This window comes from Phaeobacter sp. QD34_24 (assembly GCF_028890115.1).
In the GTDB taxonomy this organism is placed as follows: Bacteria; Pseudomonadota; Alphaproteobacteria; order Rhodobacterales; family Rhodobacteraceae; genus Phycobacter.
The window spans coordinates 148,338-162,603 of record NZ_JARCJD010000005.1 but is presented as its reverse complement, the minus strand read 5'-3'; the positions used below and the strand labels follow the sequence as shown (position 1 = coordinate 162,603).

Sequence of the window (14,266 nt, the reverse complement as noted above, 5' to 3'; positions counted from 1 at the left end):
AATGATCTGGGATCTTGGCGCCAAGATGGGGCGTCTGGCTCACGCTTGCAAGCTATCGAGGGGCGGGACGGCAGGTTTTGTCGCAACGGATGCAGCCCTGCTATGGGGCAGGGGGCTCAGCCGCCCTTGCGTTTGGCGGCGCGTGTGGTAGCAGAAGGCAAGCAAAATTCAGGGGACCGTCATGGACGATCTTAAGGCAAAATATCTGGGGCAGATTGCCGATGCCCAGGACGAGGACGCGCTGGAGGCGATCCGCCTCGCCGCCGTCGGCAAGAAGGGCGAGGTGGCCCTGAAGATGCGCGAATTGGGCAAGATGACGCCCGAGGAACGCCAGACCGTGGGGCCGGCGCTCAATGCGCTGAAGGATGAGATCAACTCGGCCCTTGTCGCGAAGAAGGCGGCACTCGCCGATGCCGCGCTGGATGAGCGCCTGCGCACCGAGTGGCTGGATGTGACCCTGCCGACCCGGCCCCAGCGCCAGGGCAGCCTGCATCCGATCAGCCAGGCCAGCGAAGAGCTGACCGCGATCTTTGCCGAACTCGGCTTTTCGGTCGCCGAAGGATCGCGCATCGAGACCGACTGGTACAACTTCGACGCGCTGAATATCCCCGGCCACCACCCGGCCCGCGCCGAGATGGACACGTTTTATATGCACCGCGCGGAAGGCGATGATCGCCCGCCGCATGTGCTGCGCACCCACACCTCTCCTGTGCAGATCCAGTCGATGGAAAAGATGGGCGCGCCCCTGCGGGTGATCTGCCCCGGCGGTGTCTACCGTGCCGACTACGACCAGACCCATACGCCGATGTTCCACCAGGTCGAAGGCCTGGCGCTGGACAAAGACATCTCGATGGCGAACCTCAAGTGGGTGCTGGAGGAATTCGTCAAATCTTTCTTCGAGGTGGACGACGTGGAGCTGCGCTTCCGCGCCTCGCACTTCCCCTTCACCGAACCTTCGGCCGAGGTGGATATCCGCTGTTCCTGGGACAATGGCCAGCTGAAGATCGGCGAGGGTGACGACTGGATGGAGATCCTCGGCTCCGGCATGGTGCATCCCAAGGTGATCGCCGCCGGCGGGATCGACCCCGACGTATACCAGGGCTTTGCCTTCGGCATCGGGATCGACCGTCTGGCGATGCTGAAATACGGCATCCCCGATCTGCGCGCCTTCTTTGACAGCGACCTGCGCTGGCTGCGCCACTATGGCTTCAGCTGCCTTGACGTGCCGGCCCTGCATGGCGGCCTCAGCCGTTGACACACACATAACACGCGGAATTGATAAGGGGGTGCTCGCTAAGAGTGCCCTTTTTGCTTTTTGGGGAAGGTGCTATGGATTCTGATACACTCATTACGCTGCTTAACCTCTTTGTTCCCCCGCTTTTTGCCATTATTGGATCTTTGATTGTTTTCAAAACTTCAATCCGCAAAGAACTGATTTCCGAGAAGCGTGCACGCAATGTGGATTTCTTGATTGATGCCTATCGTCGATTGGAGGCGTGTGTTGAACGAAAACCGTCAGACGACGAGCAAGCGAAGCAACTACGCGAAAACATGGAAGGGGCATTGGCAGATATTCAGCTGTTTGGTTCAGAAGATGTTTGCCGGGCGGCGCATGAGAGCATTGGTGGCTTTGTGGCGAATGCTGGTCATGCCGATATTAAGCCGGTGCTGATTGCACTACGTAATGAGCTTCGGAACGAGCTTGGTCTCGAAACACATGACGTTGATTTGAGGTTCCTTCGGTTCGAATAGTTCGACCGGGCCGCTTGCGGCTCGGCACGCGCCCGCCCGCCCCCATGGCGGGCGCGTTGCGCCCACCCGGGCGGCCTCGTGCCTTTTGTCCGGCAGACCACAACCGTTGTAATACTTCTCCTGTAGGCAGGCACTGTTTATTGGAACGCGTTCCGGCCCTTGAAACACCGGGCAATCTTTGCCATTGCCTGTTCGAACCGCATTCATCTGCCAAAAGGGCGCTGAGACATGAAATTCACCCTCTCCTGGCTGAAAGACCACCTCGACATCGATGCCTCTGTCGCGGAGATCGCCGAAACCCTCACCGATCTCGGCCTCGAGGTCGAAGAGATCGTGAACCCGGCCGATGCGCTGAAAGGCTTTACCCTGGCCAAGGTCGTGGGCGCCGAGCAGCACCCCGATGCCGACCGCCTGCGTGTCTGCCGCGTGATGACCAACGAGGGCGAAAAGCAGATCGTCTGCGGCGCCCCCAATGCGCGCGAAGGCATCACCGTGGTTCTGTGCAAACCCGGCGACTATGTGCCCGGCCTTGATATCACCCTGTCGGTGGGCAAGATCCGCGGCGTCGAAAGCCACGGCATGATGGCCTCCTGGCGCGAGCTGGAGCTGGGCGAGGATCACGACGGCATCGTGGAACTGCCTTCGGGCGAGGTGGGCGACCGGCTGATCGACTGGCTGGCGGAAAACGACCCCTCCAAGGTCGATCCGATGATCGAGATTGCCATCACCCCGAACCGCCCCGATGCGCTGGGCGTCTACGGCATTGCCCGCGATCTGGCGGCCCGTGGTCTGGGCACGCTGAAAACCCGCGAATACGAGGCGATCCCCGGCGATTTCGAAAGCCCGATCAAGGTCACCATCGACGAAGACACGCTGGACGGCTGCCCGCTGTTCACCGGCCGCCTGATCAAGGGCGTCAAGAATGGCCCCAGCCCGCAGTGGCTGCAGGATCGGCTGACCGCCATCGGCTTGCGCCCGATTTCGGCGCTGGTGGATATCACCAACTTCTTCACCTTCGACCAGAACCGCCCGCTGCACGTCTTTGACGCAGCCAAGGTGACGGGCGATCTGCGGGTTCATCGCGCCAAGGGCGGCGAGACCCTGCTGGCGCTGGATGAGAAGGAATACACCCTTGGCGCGGGCCAGATGGTGATTTCGGACGCCAATGGCCCCGAAAGCATCGCCGGCATCATGGGCGGCGAGGAAACCGGCTGCACCGAGGAGACCGTCGATGTCTTCCTCGAAAGCGCCTTCTGGGATCACGTGCAGATCGCGACCACCGGCCGCGCGCTCAAGATCAACTCGGATGCGCGCTATCGGTTCGAACGCGGCGTGGATCCGGAATTCACCCTGGAAGGGCTGCATCGCGCCACCCAGATGATCCTCGACCTCTGTGGCGGTGAGCCGTCTGAAGTGGTGATCGCAGGCGACGTGCCGGATCATTCGCGCGCCTACAAGCTGGACGCAAGCCGAGTGCAGTCGCTGGTCGGCATGGATATCCCCGAAAGCGATCAGCGCCAGACCCTGACCCGCCTTGGCTTCCGGCTTGAGGGCAACATGGCCCATGTGCCCAGCTGGCGCCCCGATGTTCAGGGCGAGGCCGATCTGGTGGAAGAGGTCGCCCGTATCGCCTCGCTGACGAAACTGGAAGGCAAGCCGCTCAAGCGTCTGACGCCGGGCATTCCGAAACCGGTTATGACCCCGCAGCAGCGCCGCCAACAGATGGCCCGGCGCACCGCGGCCAGCCTCGGCTACAATGAAATCGTCAGCTACACCTTCATCGACAAGGCCTCGGCCACGCTGTTCGGTGGCGGTGACGATGCAACCATGCTGGCCAATCCGATCTCCTCCGAGATGTCCCATATGCGTCCCGCCCTGCTGCCGGGATTGTTGCAGGCCGCCGCCCGCAACCAGGCGCGCGGCTATATGGACCTGGCTCTGTTCGAAGTCGGCCCGGCCTTTCATGGCGGGGAGCCGGGGGAGCAGCACAACCTGATCTCTGGTCTCTTGGTCGGACGCACCGGTGCCAAGGATGTGCATGGCGCCTCGCGTCCCGTGGACACATTCGATGCCAAGGCCGATATCGAGGCGGTTCTGGCCGCCATCGCTGCCCCGGCCAAGGTTCAGATCCTGCGCGGCGCGCAGGGGTGGTGGCATCCGGGCCGCCACGGCAAGATCTGCCTGGGGCCGAAAAAGGTGCTGGGCGTCTTTGGCGAGCTGCATCCCAAGGTGCTGAGCGAAATGGGCGTCAAGGGTCCGGCGGTGGGCTTCACCATCTGGCCCGACGAGGTGCCGCTGCCGCGCAATGCGGGGGCCACCCGCGCCGCATTGGCGATCAGCGACCTGCAGGCGGTCGAGCGTGACTTTGCCTTTGTGGTGGATGAGGGCGTCGAGGCGCTGACCCTGGTCAATGCCGCAGCCGGTGCCGACAAGGCCCTGATCGAGGATGTGCGCGTCTTTGACGAATTCATCGGTGGCAGCCTGGGCGAGGGCAAGAAATCCCTGGCCATCACAGTGCGCCTGCAGCCCGTGGACAAGACGCTGAAGGAAAAGGACATCGAGGCGGTGAGCGAGAAGATCATTGCCAAGGTGACCAAGGCCACTGGCGGCAGCCTGCGCGGCTGAGGCCAAAGCTACCCTATGATGCAATTCAACCGCGTCCCCTTCGGGGCGCGGTTTCATTTTGCGGAAAACACCTCTGCCAGGAGATCGAAGACCAGCCGGATCTTGCGGCTGCTGTGCAGCTCTCGGTGGGTGGTGAGCCAGACCGGAAATCGGATCGGTGCCATCTCAGGGAAGAGACGCGTGACCTCGGGCGTCTTTCCCCCGACCCGGTCGGCCATCGGCGCAATCCCGAACCCCTGTTTCACCAACTCCCAGGCCACCAGGCCGCTTTGCGATCCGTAGCGGAAGTTGCGCTCGGTCAGCGTGATCCCCAGCGGGGCGAGATGATCGATCATGTCCCGGGCGCTGCCGAAGCTGACAAAATCGTGGTTGCCCAGATCATTGAGGTGCGCCGGTTCACCCGCATGATCGAGATAGCGCGGAGCGGCATAGAAATGCGCGGTGTCTTCCCGCAGCAGTCGGGTGATCAGCTCGGGTTGCTGGGGGCGGACATGGCGAATGGCGATATCCGCCTCACGCCGCATCAGATCGCGAATGTCGTTGGCGGCGATGATCTCCACCGTCAGCTCCGGCGCCATTTCTGAGAGACGGCGCAGCACCTGCGGCATGACATGGGCAGAATAGAGATCGCTGGCGGTGATCCGCACCGTGCCCGTGATGGATTGCGACTGGCCGATGGCCGCCAGGGCAATCCTGTCAGCTGCAAACCCCATGGGGCGGGTATGTTCCAGCAACTCGACCCCGGCTTGGGTCAGCTGCAGGGACTTCCCGATACGTTCAAACAGCATCAGTCCCAGGTCCTGCTCCAATGCGGCAACCTGACGGCTGAGTGTCGGCTGCGTGAGACGCAAACGGCGGGCCGCGGCCGAGAGCGAGCCCTCTTCTGCGGTGGCCAGAAAGGCACGGATATGGTTCCAGTCAAAGCTGTCGGGTGAGCGTGTCATGCATTTATGTATATATTGCCTACGTAATTGGGCAATTCCCGTATGCAAGCGGCGCTCCTATCTTATCGGCAAAGGAGACAGGTATCATGCAGTCATCAGCACAGTTCTGGGACGGGATCGCGGACAGATACGCACGCAGGCCGGTCGGGGACCAGGCGGCCTATGACTACACCCTGGAACGGGTGCGCAGCTATCTGCGACCTGATCAGAGGGTTCTTGAACTGGGCTGCGGTACCGGCACGACGGCGCTGCATCTGCGCGATGCGGTGTCCTGCTACACGGCCACGGATCTGGCGCCTTCGATGATCGCCATCGCGCGGCAGAAGAAAGAGCAGGCGGGCGCCAGCAACCTGCGCGTTAGCGTCTGTGATATCGCCGGGGCGCCCGCGGGACCGTATGACGTTGTCATGGCCTTCAACCTGTTTCATCTGGTCGGCGGTCTGGATGGGGCACTTGCCCGCATTCATGACAGCATCCGCCCCGGCGGGCTGTTCATCTCCAAGACGCCCTGCCTGAAGGACAGCAAGAGCGGCTTCCAGCGCCTGATGATGCGGGGCATGATCCCGGTGATGCAGCTGATTGGAAAGGCGCCAAAGGTGGTGCGCTTCCTGTCGATTGCGGAGTGGCAGGCGCGGGTCGAGGCAGCGGGTTTTGAGATTATCGAGACGGGCAACTACCCCGCCGATCCTCCGAGCCGGTTTCTGGTGGCCCGTCGCAGGTGATTCGAACCGGGGCAGGTGGCTGCTCTGGCCCATGGCCGCGATCCGGTCTAAGCAAGGGAAACCAGCGAACGGAGGACGCAATGACACTCAAGGTCTATCTCTCAGGGGAAATCCACACCGATTGGCGCGAACAGATTGTGGCCGGAGCGGCGGATCTGGATGTGGCCTTCGACAGCCCGGTCACCGATCACGCGGCCAGCGACGACTGCGGCGTGGCGATCCTGGGGGCGGAAGAGAACAAATACTGGCACGATCACAAGGGGGCCATGGTCAATGCGATCCGCACCCGCAAGGGGATCGAGGATGCCGATCTGGTGGTCGTGCGCTTTGGCGAGAAATACCGCCAGTGGAATGCAGCCTTTGATGCTGGCTATGCGGCGGCCTTGGGGAAATCCATCGTGGTGCTGAGCCTGCCGGAGCATCAACACGCCCTGAAAGAGGTTCATGCCGCAGCCCTTGCCGTGGCCGAGGAGCCGCGCCAGGTGGTTGAAATCCTGACCTATGTGCTGACGGGCAAGCTGCCCGCGTGAGCGATGTGATCCTCGAGACCGAGCGGCTGATCCTGCGCCCGCACCGGGTGGAGGATTTCCCCGATGTTGCCGCGCTCTGGGCAGATCCGGTGGTGGTCAGGCACATCAGTGGCGTGCCGTCCACGCCCGAGGCCTCCTGGTCGCGTCTTCTGCGCAACATGGGTCATTGGCAGGCCATGGGCTATGGGTATTGGGCGGTAACAGAGCGTTCGACCGGCGATTTTCTCGGCGAAGTTGGGTTTTCCGATTTCAAACGTGAAATAGACCCGCCGCTTGCGGTGATCCCCGAGGCGGGCTGGGTCCTTGCGACTCATGCCCATGGCCGCGGCATCGCGGGCGAGGCGGTGACCGCAATGCATGACTGGGCCGATGCAGCCAAGGATTGGGCTGAAACTGTCTGCCTGTTTGATCCGGCGCATGCCGTGTCGCAAAAGGTGGCCTTGAAATTGGGTTACAGGGTGCGGGAACAGGCTGCCATCTATCAGGGAAAGCAGACGCTTGTGATGAGCCGGGTCACGGAGTGCTCCCGCCCCTGAACCTGCGCCTTTGGCGACAGATTACAGCCTTGGGCCGGGCGCCGCGCGGGCGCTCGGCGCGGTTGCGCCATTTCTGAACGGTTGCCATGTCCACAAGGATGCAGTGGAATGCGACAGCGCCCCGCCAATGGCGGGGCGCTGGGCCCAACGGGATGAGGGGTATCAGCCCCGAAGACGGGCGGGAGCGCTACTCGTCCTTCTTGATCTCGACGCTGTGGGGATAGGGGATGGAGATGCCTTCGGCGTCAAAGGCTTCCTTTACCGCTTGAGTCATGGCGAATTTCAGCTCCCAATAGTCCGAGGCTTTGCACCAGATCCGTGCTGTCAGGTCCACCGAACTGTCGCCAAGATTGGTGACCCGCACCCAGGGTTCGGGATCTGTCATCACGCGTGCATCGGCTGCCGCCTGTTGCAGGATGATCCCCTTGGCCTTGTCCGCACTGTCGCTGTAGTCGATCCCAAACACCAGATCCACGCGGCGGGTGTCATGCGCCGAATAGTTGGTGATGATCGACCCCCAGGCTTTGCCGTTCGGGATGATGATCTGCACGTTGTCCGCCGTCGCCAGTTCGGTCACGAAGAGGTTCAGATCCTTCACCGTGCCCGAGGTGCCGCCGATATCGACAAACTGGCCAAGCTTGTAGGGGCGAAACAGGATCAGCATGAAGCCTGCCGCCAGATCGCTGAGCGTGCCCTGCAGCGCCAGGCCGATGGCGAGGGTCGCCGCACCCAGCATGGCGACAAGGCTGGTCGCCTCGATGCCGAAGATCCCCAGAACGGCGACCAGAACCACCGCGAGCAGCGCCCAACGGACGATGCTGGCCACGAAATTCCCCAAGGTGGGATCGATCTGAGGCGTCTTGTTGATGCGGCTTCGCACAGCGGTGCTGATCATGCCGGTGGCGATCCAGCCAAGCACCAGAACAACCAGCGCCTTTGCCGAGCTGATCACCAATGGCCAATAGGCACCCGCCTGTTCGATCAAGTCTTCCATGTCACATTGTCTTTCTGTGTAGGGCAGGGCCAAGGGAGCCGTGCCTATGCCATGGGCGGCCAGCAGGAGGCTGACGGCCCATGGGCAAAAATGTTGTCCGGTACCGGAAGCCGATCCCGGACCTGCGGTTACTGTTTCTTCAGTGCGTCGCGGATTTCCAGAAGAACATCCAGCTCGCTCGGACCGGCGGGGGCCTCTTCCGCAGGCGCGGCTTCCTCTGCCCGGATTGCAGCCTCTTTCGCCTTGTTCACAAAGCGCACCAGCATGAAGACGACGAAAGCGATGATCAGGAAGTTGATGACGGCCATGATGAAGGCGCCATGGGCAAAGACGGCTGCGCCAGCCTCCCGGGCGGCCTCAAGGCTGGCACCGGTTGGCACCTCGCCCGAAAGGACAAGATAGCTGTTGGTAAAATCGACACCGCCCAGGAACAGGCCGATGATCGGGTTGATCAGATCCCCGACCATGCTCTTGACGATGGCGGTGAAGGCGGCGCCAACGATGATCCCGACGGCCATGTCCATGACATTGCCCTTGGCAATGAAGTCCTTGAATTCTTTCAGCATGTCGAATGCCCCTTGTTTCGCGCGTTGCCCCATGAAGATATTTCATTGAGGTCTGGAGTTGTATTCTACTCCGAGATGTCGCGTCTTGTATTTGATTTTCATAAAAGTCAGGGGGAATTCTGTACTCCCTGACGCAACGCCGAATGGGCATGTGGCGGATTGGGGCCTGGACCCGAAATGAAAAGCGCCGCCCCAAGGGGAGGGAGGCGGCGCAAATCATGGCGGGTTGGCGGGGTCGCGGAGATCAGGACCTCAGCGCCAGAGCGGGAGAGACGACATCGATCCCCAGCGCCTTGCCGACGGCATAGTAGGTCAACTGGCCCGCGTGGACGTTCAACCCATCCAGAAGATGCGGGTCATCCTGGCAGGCCTGTTTCCAGCCCTTGTCGGCAAGCGCCAGCAGGAAGGGGAGCGTGGCATTGCCTAGGGCCTGGGTCGAAGTGCGGGCGACGGCGCCGGGCATATTGGCGACGCAGTAATGCATGACGCCATCGACCTCGTAGATCGGATCGGCATGGGTGGTGGCTTTGGAGGTTTCAAAACATCCCCCCTGGTCGATCGCCACATCAACCAGCGCCGCGCCGGGTTTCATTTCGTTCAGCTGCGCCCGCGAGATCAGCTTGGGTGCCGCAGCACCCGGCACCAGAACCGCGCCGACCACCAGATCGGCCTCGCGCACCAGTTCTGCGGTGGCGGCGGCTGTCGAATACTGGGTGCGGAAGGTGCTGCCGAAAACGTCATCCAGGTATTTCAGGCGATGCAGGGAGCGGTCCAGAACCGTGACGTCGCCGCCCATGCCTGCCGCAATGCGGGCTGCATGGGTGCCAACCACGCCGCCACCGATCACGACGACCTTGGCGGGAGCAACACCGGGAACGCCGCCCATCAGAACGCCGCGCCCGCCGTTGGCCTTTTGCAGGGTCCAGGCGCCGACCTGCGGCGCAAGACGGCCCGCAACCTCGGACATGGGGGCCAGGAGCGGCAGGCCGCCGCGGCTGTCGGTGACGGTTTCATAGGCGATTGCGGTGCAGCCCGAAGCCAGAAGATCGCGGGTCTGCTCCGGGTCGGGAGCAAGGTGCAGGTAGGTGAACAGAAGCTGGCCCTCGCGCAGCATCTTGCGCTCACCCGCCTGGGGTTCCTTGACCTTCACGATCATCTCGGCGGTGGCGAAAATCTCTTCGGCCGTATCGACCAGCTGGGCTCCGGCGGCGGCGTAATCGGCGTCGCTAAAGCCCGCGCCCGCACCGGCGCCGGTCTGGATCAGCACCTCGTGACCGTGGGCAATGGCTTCATGGGCGGCATCGGGTGTCATGCCGACGCGAAATTCCTGGGGTTTGATTTCAGTCGGGCATCCGATTTTCATGCTGTTTCCTCCCTGATGCAGAAAGAGCCTATGTCGATACCGGGACAATGTGCTTCTTTATTGGGCAGAATAAAAAGATGCAGTTCGAAGAATATTCGACTAATAGCACAGCAAACGCAAAGGGCTTCGCAAATATGTCACTTGATTCGACGGATCGTCGTATTCTGCAGGTCTTGCAACGGCAGGGCCGGATCTCGAACGCGGACCTCAGCGAGAGGGTAAACCTGTCGGCCTCCGCCTGCCATCGCCGGGTGCAGAGGCTGGAGGCAGAGGGCTACATCAAGGATTATGTCGCCCTGCTGGATGCGCGCAAGCTGAGCGTGCCGACCACGGTCTTTGTGGAGATCACCCTGCAGGGGCAGGCGGATGAACTGCTGGACGCTTTTGAAAAGGCCGTCGCGCGGATCCCGGATGTTCTGGAATGTCACCTGATGGCGGGAACGGCGGATTACATTCTGAAGGTGGTGGCAGAGAACACCGATGACTTCGCGCGCATTCATCGCCAGCATCTGACGCGATTGCCCGGCGTTGCCCAGATGCAATCCAGCTTTGCCCTGCGCACGGTGTTCAAGACCACGGCTCTGCCTGTCTGAATCGCTGTTCGCGCTTGCCCGGTGGTACTCCCGCCCGTCGGCGGCCTTTTTTTTTGTAAAGACCACCTCCCGTTGGGCGTGGCAGCGCGCGCTGCGCGCTGCCACGCCCAAGGCCGCCAAGAGGTGGCGACGCAGTCGGCGCATCTGCGGGCGCGGGAGGGCTTGGTGATCTGGTCGGGTGCGGCAGACTTTTATTTGTCTTACAATTCCGAGTCGTATCTGCTTCAAGAGAAGGGATATTGAACGACGGGGGCTGGACCATGGAATTTGATTACATCATCGTGGGCGCCGGGAGTGCGGGCTGTGTCCTGGCCAAGCGGCTCAGCGAGGGCGGGCAGCGCGTACTGCTGTTGGAGGCCGGGGGACGTGACAATTACCATTGGGTCCATATCCCGATGGGCTATCTCTACTGCATCAACAACCCGCGCACCGACTGGATGTATCGCACCGAGGCCGATCCGGGCCTGAATGGGCGCGCCTTGATCTATCCGCGGGGCAAGGTGCTGGGCGGCTGTTCCTCGATCAACGGAATGCTGTACCTGCGTGGGCAAGCCGCCGATTATGACGGTTGGCGGCAGCGCGGCCTTGCAGGCTGGGGCTGGGACGATGTTCTGCCCTATTTCAAGAAGTCCGAGGACTATGTCGAAGGCCCCTCTGATCTGCACGGGGCAGGTGGCGAATGGCGCGTCGAGAACCAGCGTCTGCACTGGGACGTGCTGGATGACTGGATGGAGGCGGCCTCTGCCTGGGGGCTGCCCAAGGTCACGGATTTCAACACTGGCAATAACGAGGGCGTCGGCTATTTCCGGGTCAATCAACGCTCTGGCTGGCGGATGAATACGGCCAAGGCCTTCCTGCGCACGGCGACCGGGCAGGGGCTGAAGGTCGAAACTCAGGCGCATACCCGCCGCATCCTGATCGAGGAGGGGCGCGCCGTCGGGGTCGAGTATCAAAAAGGGGAAGAGATCCGCACTGCCCGTGCCCGCGGTGAGGTCATCCTGTCGGCAGGCGCTGTCAACAGCCCGCAGATCCTGCAACTGTCGGGCCTGGGTCCCGGCGCGCTGTTGCAGGCGCACGGGATCGAGGTGCTGCGGGATATGCCGCAGGTCGGCGCCAATCTGCAGGATCACCTGCAACTGCGCTGTGCCTGGCGCCTGAGCGGGGCCCATACTCTCAACACGCTGGCCAATTCCCTGGTCGGCAAGGCGAAGATCGGCCTTGAATATGCGCTGAAACGGTCTGGCCCGATGTCCATGGCGCCAAGCCAGCTGGGCGCCTTTTCCCGCTCGCGGCCCGATCTGGAGACCCCGGATCTGGAATACCACGTGCAGCCCCTGACGCTGGAGGCCTTTGGTCAGCCCCTGCATGATTTTCCGGGGCTGACGGCCAGCGTCTGCAACCTGCGTCCCGAAAGTCGGGGGCGGGTGGAGATCACCTCTGCCGACCCATTGGCGGCGCCGAGCATTCAGCCGAACTACCTGTCGACCGAAGGAGACCGGCAGGTGGCCGTAGCCGCGATCCGTCAGGCACGGGCGATCATGGCGCAGGCGCCGATGCAGGGATACGCGCCGGAAGAGATGAAGCCGGGCCTTGTGTCCGACGATGAACAGGATCTGGTGCGTGCGGCGGGGGATATCGGCACGACGATCTTCCACCCCACCTGCACGGTGCATATGGGGGCGGAGGAGAGCGCGCCTCTGGATCCCGAGCTGCGTCTACGTGGCATCGCTGGCCTGCGTGTCGTGGATGCCAGCGTCATGCCGACGATCACCAGCGGCAACACCAATGCGCCGACGATCATGATCGCGGAAAAGGCATCAGACATGATTTTGGCAGCGGCGCGCGGCTGAGACAGGCATATGGCCGCCGAAGGGCTGTTTTGCCCTTGCAGGCGGTCCTGATTTTCGATTCCCTTCTGGTCAGGCGATTTGCCGCTTGTAGAGAGGACCGTGACCGCGTGGCGGCAAAATCCCTGCGGTCCGGCAACAGATGCAGATCTGACATCAAACAATCACATCCCTGCTCTAAAGCGGCCAGAACAGAGATATTTTGAGTGAAGGAGCTCCACCGTGACCAGCGATACCACCCCTGATTCATTCGATTGGCTGGATGCCGAGCTTCAGGACACGCTGGACGAGGATTTCGAGATCGAATTTGCCGAGCCCATGCTGTCGATGGAGCTGCGCAAGATCTACCGGTCGCAACACCCCGAGATGCTGGACCGCAAAGTCTATTTCCGCAACCTGCTGCGCCTGCAGGCAGAGCTGATCAAGCTGCAGGACTGGGTGCAGCACAGCGGCGCCAAGGTCTGCATCCTGTTCGAGGGGCGTGACAGTGCCGGCAAGGGGGGCGTGATCAAGCGGATCACTCAGCGCCTGAACCCGCGGGTGGCCCGCGTCGTGGCGCTGCCGGCTCCGTCGCGGCGTGAACAAAGCCAGTGGTATTTCCAGCGTTACGTGCCGCACCTGCCCGCGGCCGGTGAAATCGTGCTGTTTGACCGCTCCTGGTACAACCGCGCCGGGGTGGAGCGGGTCATGGGCTTTGCCAGCGACGATCAGGTCGAACAATTCTTCCAGGACGTTCCGGAATTCGAGCGTATGCTGGTGCGGTCGGGGATCATCCTGCTGAAATACTGGTTCTCGATCACCGACGAAGAGCAGCAGCTGCGATTCATGATGCGCATCCACGATCCGATGAAACAGTGGAAACTGTCGCCCATGGACCTGGAAAGCCGCATCCGCTGGGAACAGTACACCAAGGCCAAGGAGGATATGCTGGAACGCACCAATATCCCCGAGGCGCCCTGGTATATCGTCGAGGGCAACGACAAGAAGCGCGAGCGGCTCAACTGTATCGAGCACCTCTTGACCAAGGTCCCCTATGAGGATGTGCCCCAGGAGAAGGTGACCCTGCCGGATCGGGAGTATAATCCCGACTATGAGCGCCGGTTCCTGCCGGACGAGCTATACGTGCCAAAGATCTACTGAACGGCTGGGACGCGGCAGGGGGCGGCTCCCGCCCGATCTGGCACAGCCCATGGGCTGTGTCGCCTCCGTTGGGCCCGGCGCCGCGCGGGCGCGCGGCGGGCGCGTTTCGCCGATGTCAGCTATTTTCATCCGGGGGAGGGGTGTCTTCGTCCGCCATGTTCTCAAGGAACCGCTGCAGGTAGCCGGTGAAGGCTTTGAGATCCTCGGTGGAAAACCCTTTGAGCAGGTCGCGTTGCCGTTCCAGCGCGCGCGGCAATATGCGGGCATGGAGCGCATGACCAGCCTCTGTCAGAAACCAGGACTTGCGGCGTTCATCGCCGCCCAGAACCTCGGCTCGTGCCAGCCCAGCCTGTGACATGCGGTGAAGCGCCCGGCTGACGGCGGCCTTGTCGATGCCCGTCACGCGCGCGGCATGGCCGACCGAGCAGCCGGGATCGCGGGTCAGCATCACCAGCATGCGCCAATCCATCACCCCGATGCCGAATTCCTGCTGGTAGGCGCGGGTGGCATTGCGGGTCAGCCGGTTGCCCGCGAATGTCACGGTAACGACCGGGCTGCGATCATAGTCCAGCGTCGGGGCTGCGGGGCTATCCTTGCTGCCGTCGGGCAGCGACAGGAACATCTCGTCGGTCAGATCACTCATGCCCGCAGGCT

The 14,266-nt window shown here is 62.3% G+C and carries 14 protein-coding genes; 9 read left to right on the top strand and 5 right to left on the bottom strand.

Translation table 11 applies throughout. From position 1 onward, the window contains the following. Positions 1 to 181: 181 nt before the first annotated feature. The 3 genes from pheS (at position 182) to pheT (ending at position 4,377) form a co-directional block, all read left to right on the top strand. Positions 182 to 1,255: a phenylalanine--tRNA ligase subunit alpha gene (pheS, locus tag PXK07_RS05795; protein WP_274847253.1), complete on the top strand. Its 1,074-nt coding sequence runs from the start codon at positions 182 to 184 to the stop codon at positions 1,253 to 1,255. A gap of 74 nt (positions 1,256 to 1,329) precedes the next feature. Beyond that, the gene (locus PXK07_RS05790) at positions 1,330 to 1,752 is read left to right on the top strand and encodes a hypothetical protein (protein ID WP_274847252.1); all 423 of its coding nucleotides are present in this window, start codon (positions 1,330 to 1,332) and stop codon (positions 1,750 to 1,752) included. A 228-nt stretch (positions 1,753 to 1,980) separates the two neighbouring features. Beyond that, positions 1,981 to 4,377 carry a phenylalanine--tRNA ligase subunit beta gene (gene pheT / locus PXK07_RS05785; RefSeq protein WP_274847251.1) on the top strand — a complete coding sequence of 799 codons (2,397 nt, stop codon included), beginning with the start codon at positions 1,981 to 1,983 and terminating at the stop codon, positions 4,375 to 4,377. A gap of 53 nt (positions 4,378 to 4,430) precedes the next feature. On the opposite strand, the gene PXK07_RS05780 is transcribed toward pheT, so the two are convergent. Then, on the bottom strand, positions 4,431 to 5,321 hold the full coding sequence (locus PXK07_RS05780; protein WP_274847250.1) for a LysR family transcriptional regulator: 891 nt from the start codon (positions 5,319 to 5,321) through the stop codon (positions 4,431 to 4,433). A gap of 86 nt (positions 5,322 to 5,407) precedes the next feature. On the opposite strand from PXK07_RS05780, the gene PXK07_RS05775 reads away from it, so the two are divergent. The 3 genes from PXK07_RS05775 (at position 5,408) to PXK07_RS05765 (ending at position 7,109) form a co-directional block, all read left to right on the top strand. Beyond that, entirely contained in the window at positions 5,408 to 6,043 is a 636-nt protein-coding gene (locus PXK07_RS05775) for a class I SAM-dependent DNA methyltransferase (protein WP_274847249.1), read from the top strand. Between the two features lie 80 nt (positions 6,044 to 6,123). Further along, complete coding sequence (locus PXK07_RS05770; RefSeq protein WP_274847248.1) at positions 6,124 to 6,573, top strand: YtoQ family protein; 450 nt, start codon at positions 6,124 to 6,126, stop codon at positions 6,571 to 6,573. Beyond that, positions 6,570 to 7,109 (top strand): GNAT family N-acetyltransferase, encoded by a 540-nt coding sequence (locus tag PXK07_RS05765; RefSeq protein ID WP_274847247.1) that lies wholly within the window; start codon positions 6,570 to 6,572, stop codon positions 7,107 to 7,109. Before PXK07_RS05770 ends, PXK07_RS05765 begins: the two co-directional genes overlap by 4 nt. Positions 7,110 to 7,296: 187 nt before the next feature. On the opposite strand, the gene PXK07_RS05760 is transcribed toward PXK07_RS05765, so the two are convergent. From PXK07_RS05760 to ald, 3 genes are all read right to left on the bottom strand, one after another. Continuing rightward, complete coding sequence (locus PXK07_RS05760) at positions 7,297 to 8,103, bottom strand: mechanosensitive ion channel family protein (protein WP_274847246.1); 807 nt, start codon at positions 8,101 to 8,103, stop codon at positions 7,297 to 7,299. A gap of 128 nt (positions 8,104 to 8,231) precedes the next feature. Further along, positions 8,232 to 8,669, bottom strand: coding sequence for a large conductance mechanosensitive channel protein MscL (gene mscL / locus PXK07_RS05755; protein ID WP_274847245.1), 438 nt, complete (start codon positions 8,667 to 8,669; stop codon positions 8,232 to 8,234). A 244-nt stretch (positions 8,670 to 8,913) separates the two neighbouring features. After that, positions 8,914 to 10,032 (bottom strand): alanine dehydrogenase, encoded by a 1,119-nt coding sequence (gene ald, locus PXK07_RS05750; protein WP_274847244.1) that lies wholly within the window; start codon positions 10,030 to 10,032, stop codon positions 8,914 to 8,916. Positions 10,033 to 10,166: 134 nt separating this feature from the next. On the opposite strand from ald, the gene PXK07_RS05745 reads away from it, so the two are divergent. The 3 genes from PXK07_RS05745 to ppk2 all read left to right on the top strand — a co-directional run bounded on the left by PXK07_RS05745 (position 10,167) and on the right by ppk2 (position 13,612). Then, entirely contained in the window at positions 10,167 to 10,625 is a 459-nt protein-coding gene (locus PXK07_RS05745) for an Lrp/AsnC family transcriptional regulator (RefSeq protein ID WP_274847243.1), read from the top strand. Between the two features lie 260 nt (positions 10,626 to 10,885). Then, positions 10,886 to 12,475, top strand: coding sequence for a GMC family oxidoreductase (locus tag PXK07_RS05740; protein ID WP_274847242.1), 1,590 nt, complete (start codon positions 10,886 to 10,888; stop codon positions 12,473 to 12,475). A gap of 219 nt (positions 12,476 to 12,694) precedes the next feature. Next, complete coding sequence (gene ppk2, locus PXK07_RS05735) at positions 12,695 to 13,612, top strand: polyphosphate kinase 2 (RefSeq protein WP_274847241.1); 918 nt, start codon at positions 12,695 to 12,697, stop codon at positions 13,610 to 13,612. Positions 13,613 to 13,727: 115 nt separating this feature from the next. Here ppk2 and PXK07_RS05730 read toward each other — a convergent pair whose 3' ends face one another. Continuing rightward, positions 13,728 to 14,255, bottom strand: a complete 528-nt coding sequence (locus PXK07_RS05730) for a MarR family winged helix-turn-helix transcriptional regulator (protein WP_274847240.1) — start codon at positions 14,253 to 14,255, stop codon at positions 13,728 to 13,730. Positions 14,256 to 14,266 lie beyond the last annotated feature (11 nt).

Coding starts and splice junctions, on each gene's coding strand:
- ald (WP_274847244.1), bottom strand. CDS start 10,032: ATGAAAATCGGATGCCCGACTGAAATCAAACCCCAGGAATTTCGCGTC.
- PXK07_RS05790 (WP_274847252.1), top strand. CDS start 1,330: ATGGATTCTGATACACTCATTACGCTGCTTAACCTCTTTGTTCCCCCG.
- PXK07_RS05730 (WP_274847240.1), bottom strand. CDS start 14,255: ATGAGTGATCTGACCGACGAGATGTTCCTGTCGCTGCCCGACGGCAGC.
- mscL (WP_274847245.1), bottom strand. CDS start 8,669: ATGCTGAAAGAATTCAAGGACTTCATTGCCAAGGGCAATGTCATGGAC.
- PXK07_RS05760 (WP_274847246.1), bottom strand. CDS start 8,103: ATGGAAGACTTGATCGAACAGGCGGGTGCCTATTGGCCATTGGTGATC.
- PXK07_RS05740 (WP_274847242.1), top strand. CDS start 10,886: ATGGAATTTGATTACATCATCGTGGGCGCCGGGAGTGCGGGCTGTGTC.
- PXK07_RS05770 (WP_274847248.1), top strand. CDS start 6,124: ATGACACTCAAGGTCTATCTCTCAGGGGAAATCCACACCGATTGGCGC.
- PXK07_RS05775 (WP_274847249.1), top strand. CDS start 5,408: ATGCAGTCATCAGCACAGTTCTGGGACGGGATCGCGGACAGATACGCA.
- PXK07_RS05780 (WP_274847250.1), bottom strand. CDS start 5,321: ATGACACGCTCACCCGACAGCTTTGACTGGAACCATATCCGTGCCTTT.
- PXK07_RS05745 (WP_274847243.1), top strand. CDS start 10,167: ATGTCACTTGATTCGACGGATCGTCGTATTCTGCAGGTCTTGCAACGG.
- pheT (WP_274847251.1), top strand. CDS start 1,981: ATGAAATTCACCCTCTCCTGGCTGAAAGACCACCTCGACATCGATGCC.
- pheS (WP_274847253.1), top strand. CDS start 182: ATGGACGATCTTAAGGCAAAATATCTGGGGCAGATTGCCGATGCCCAG.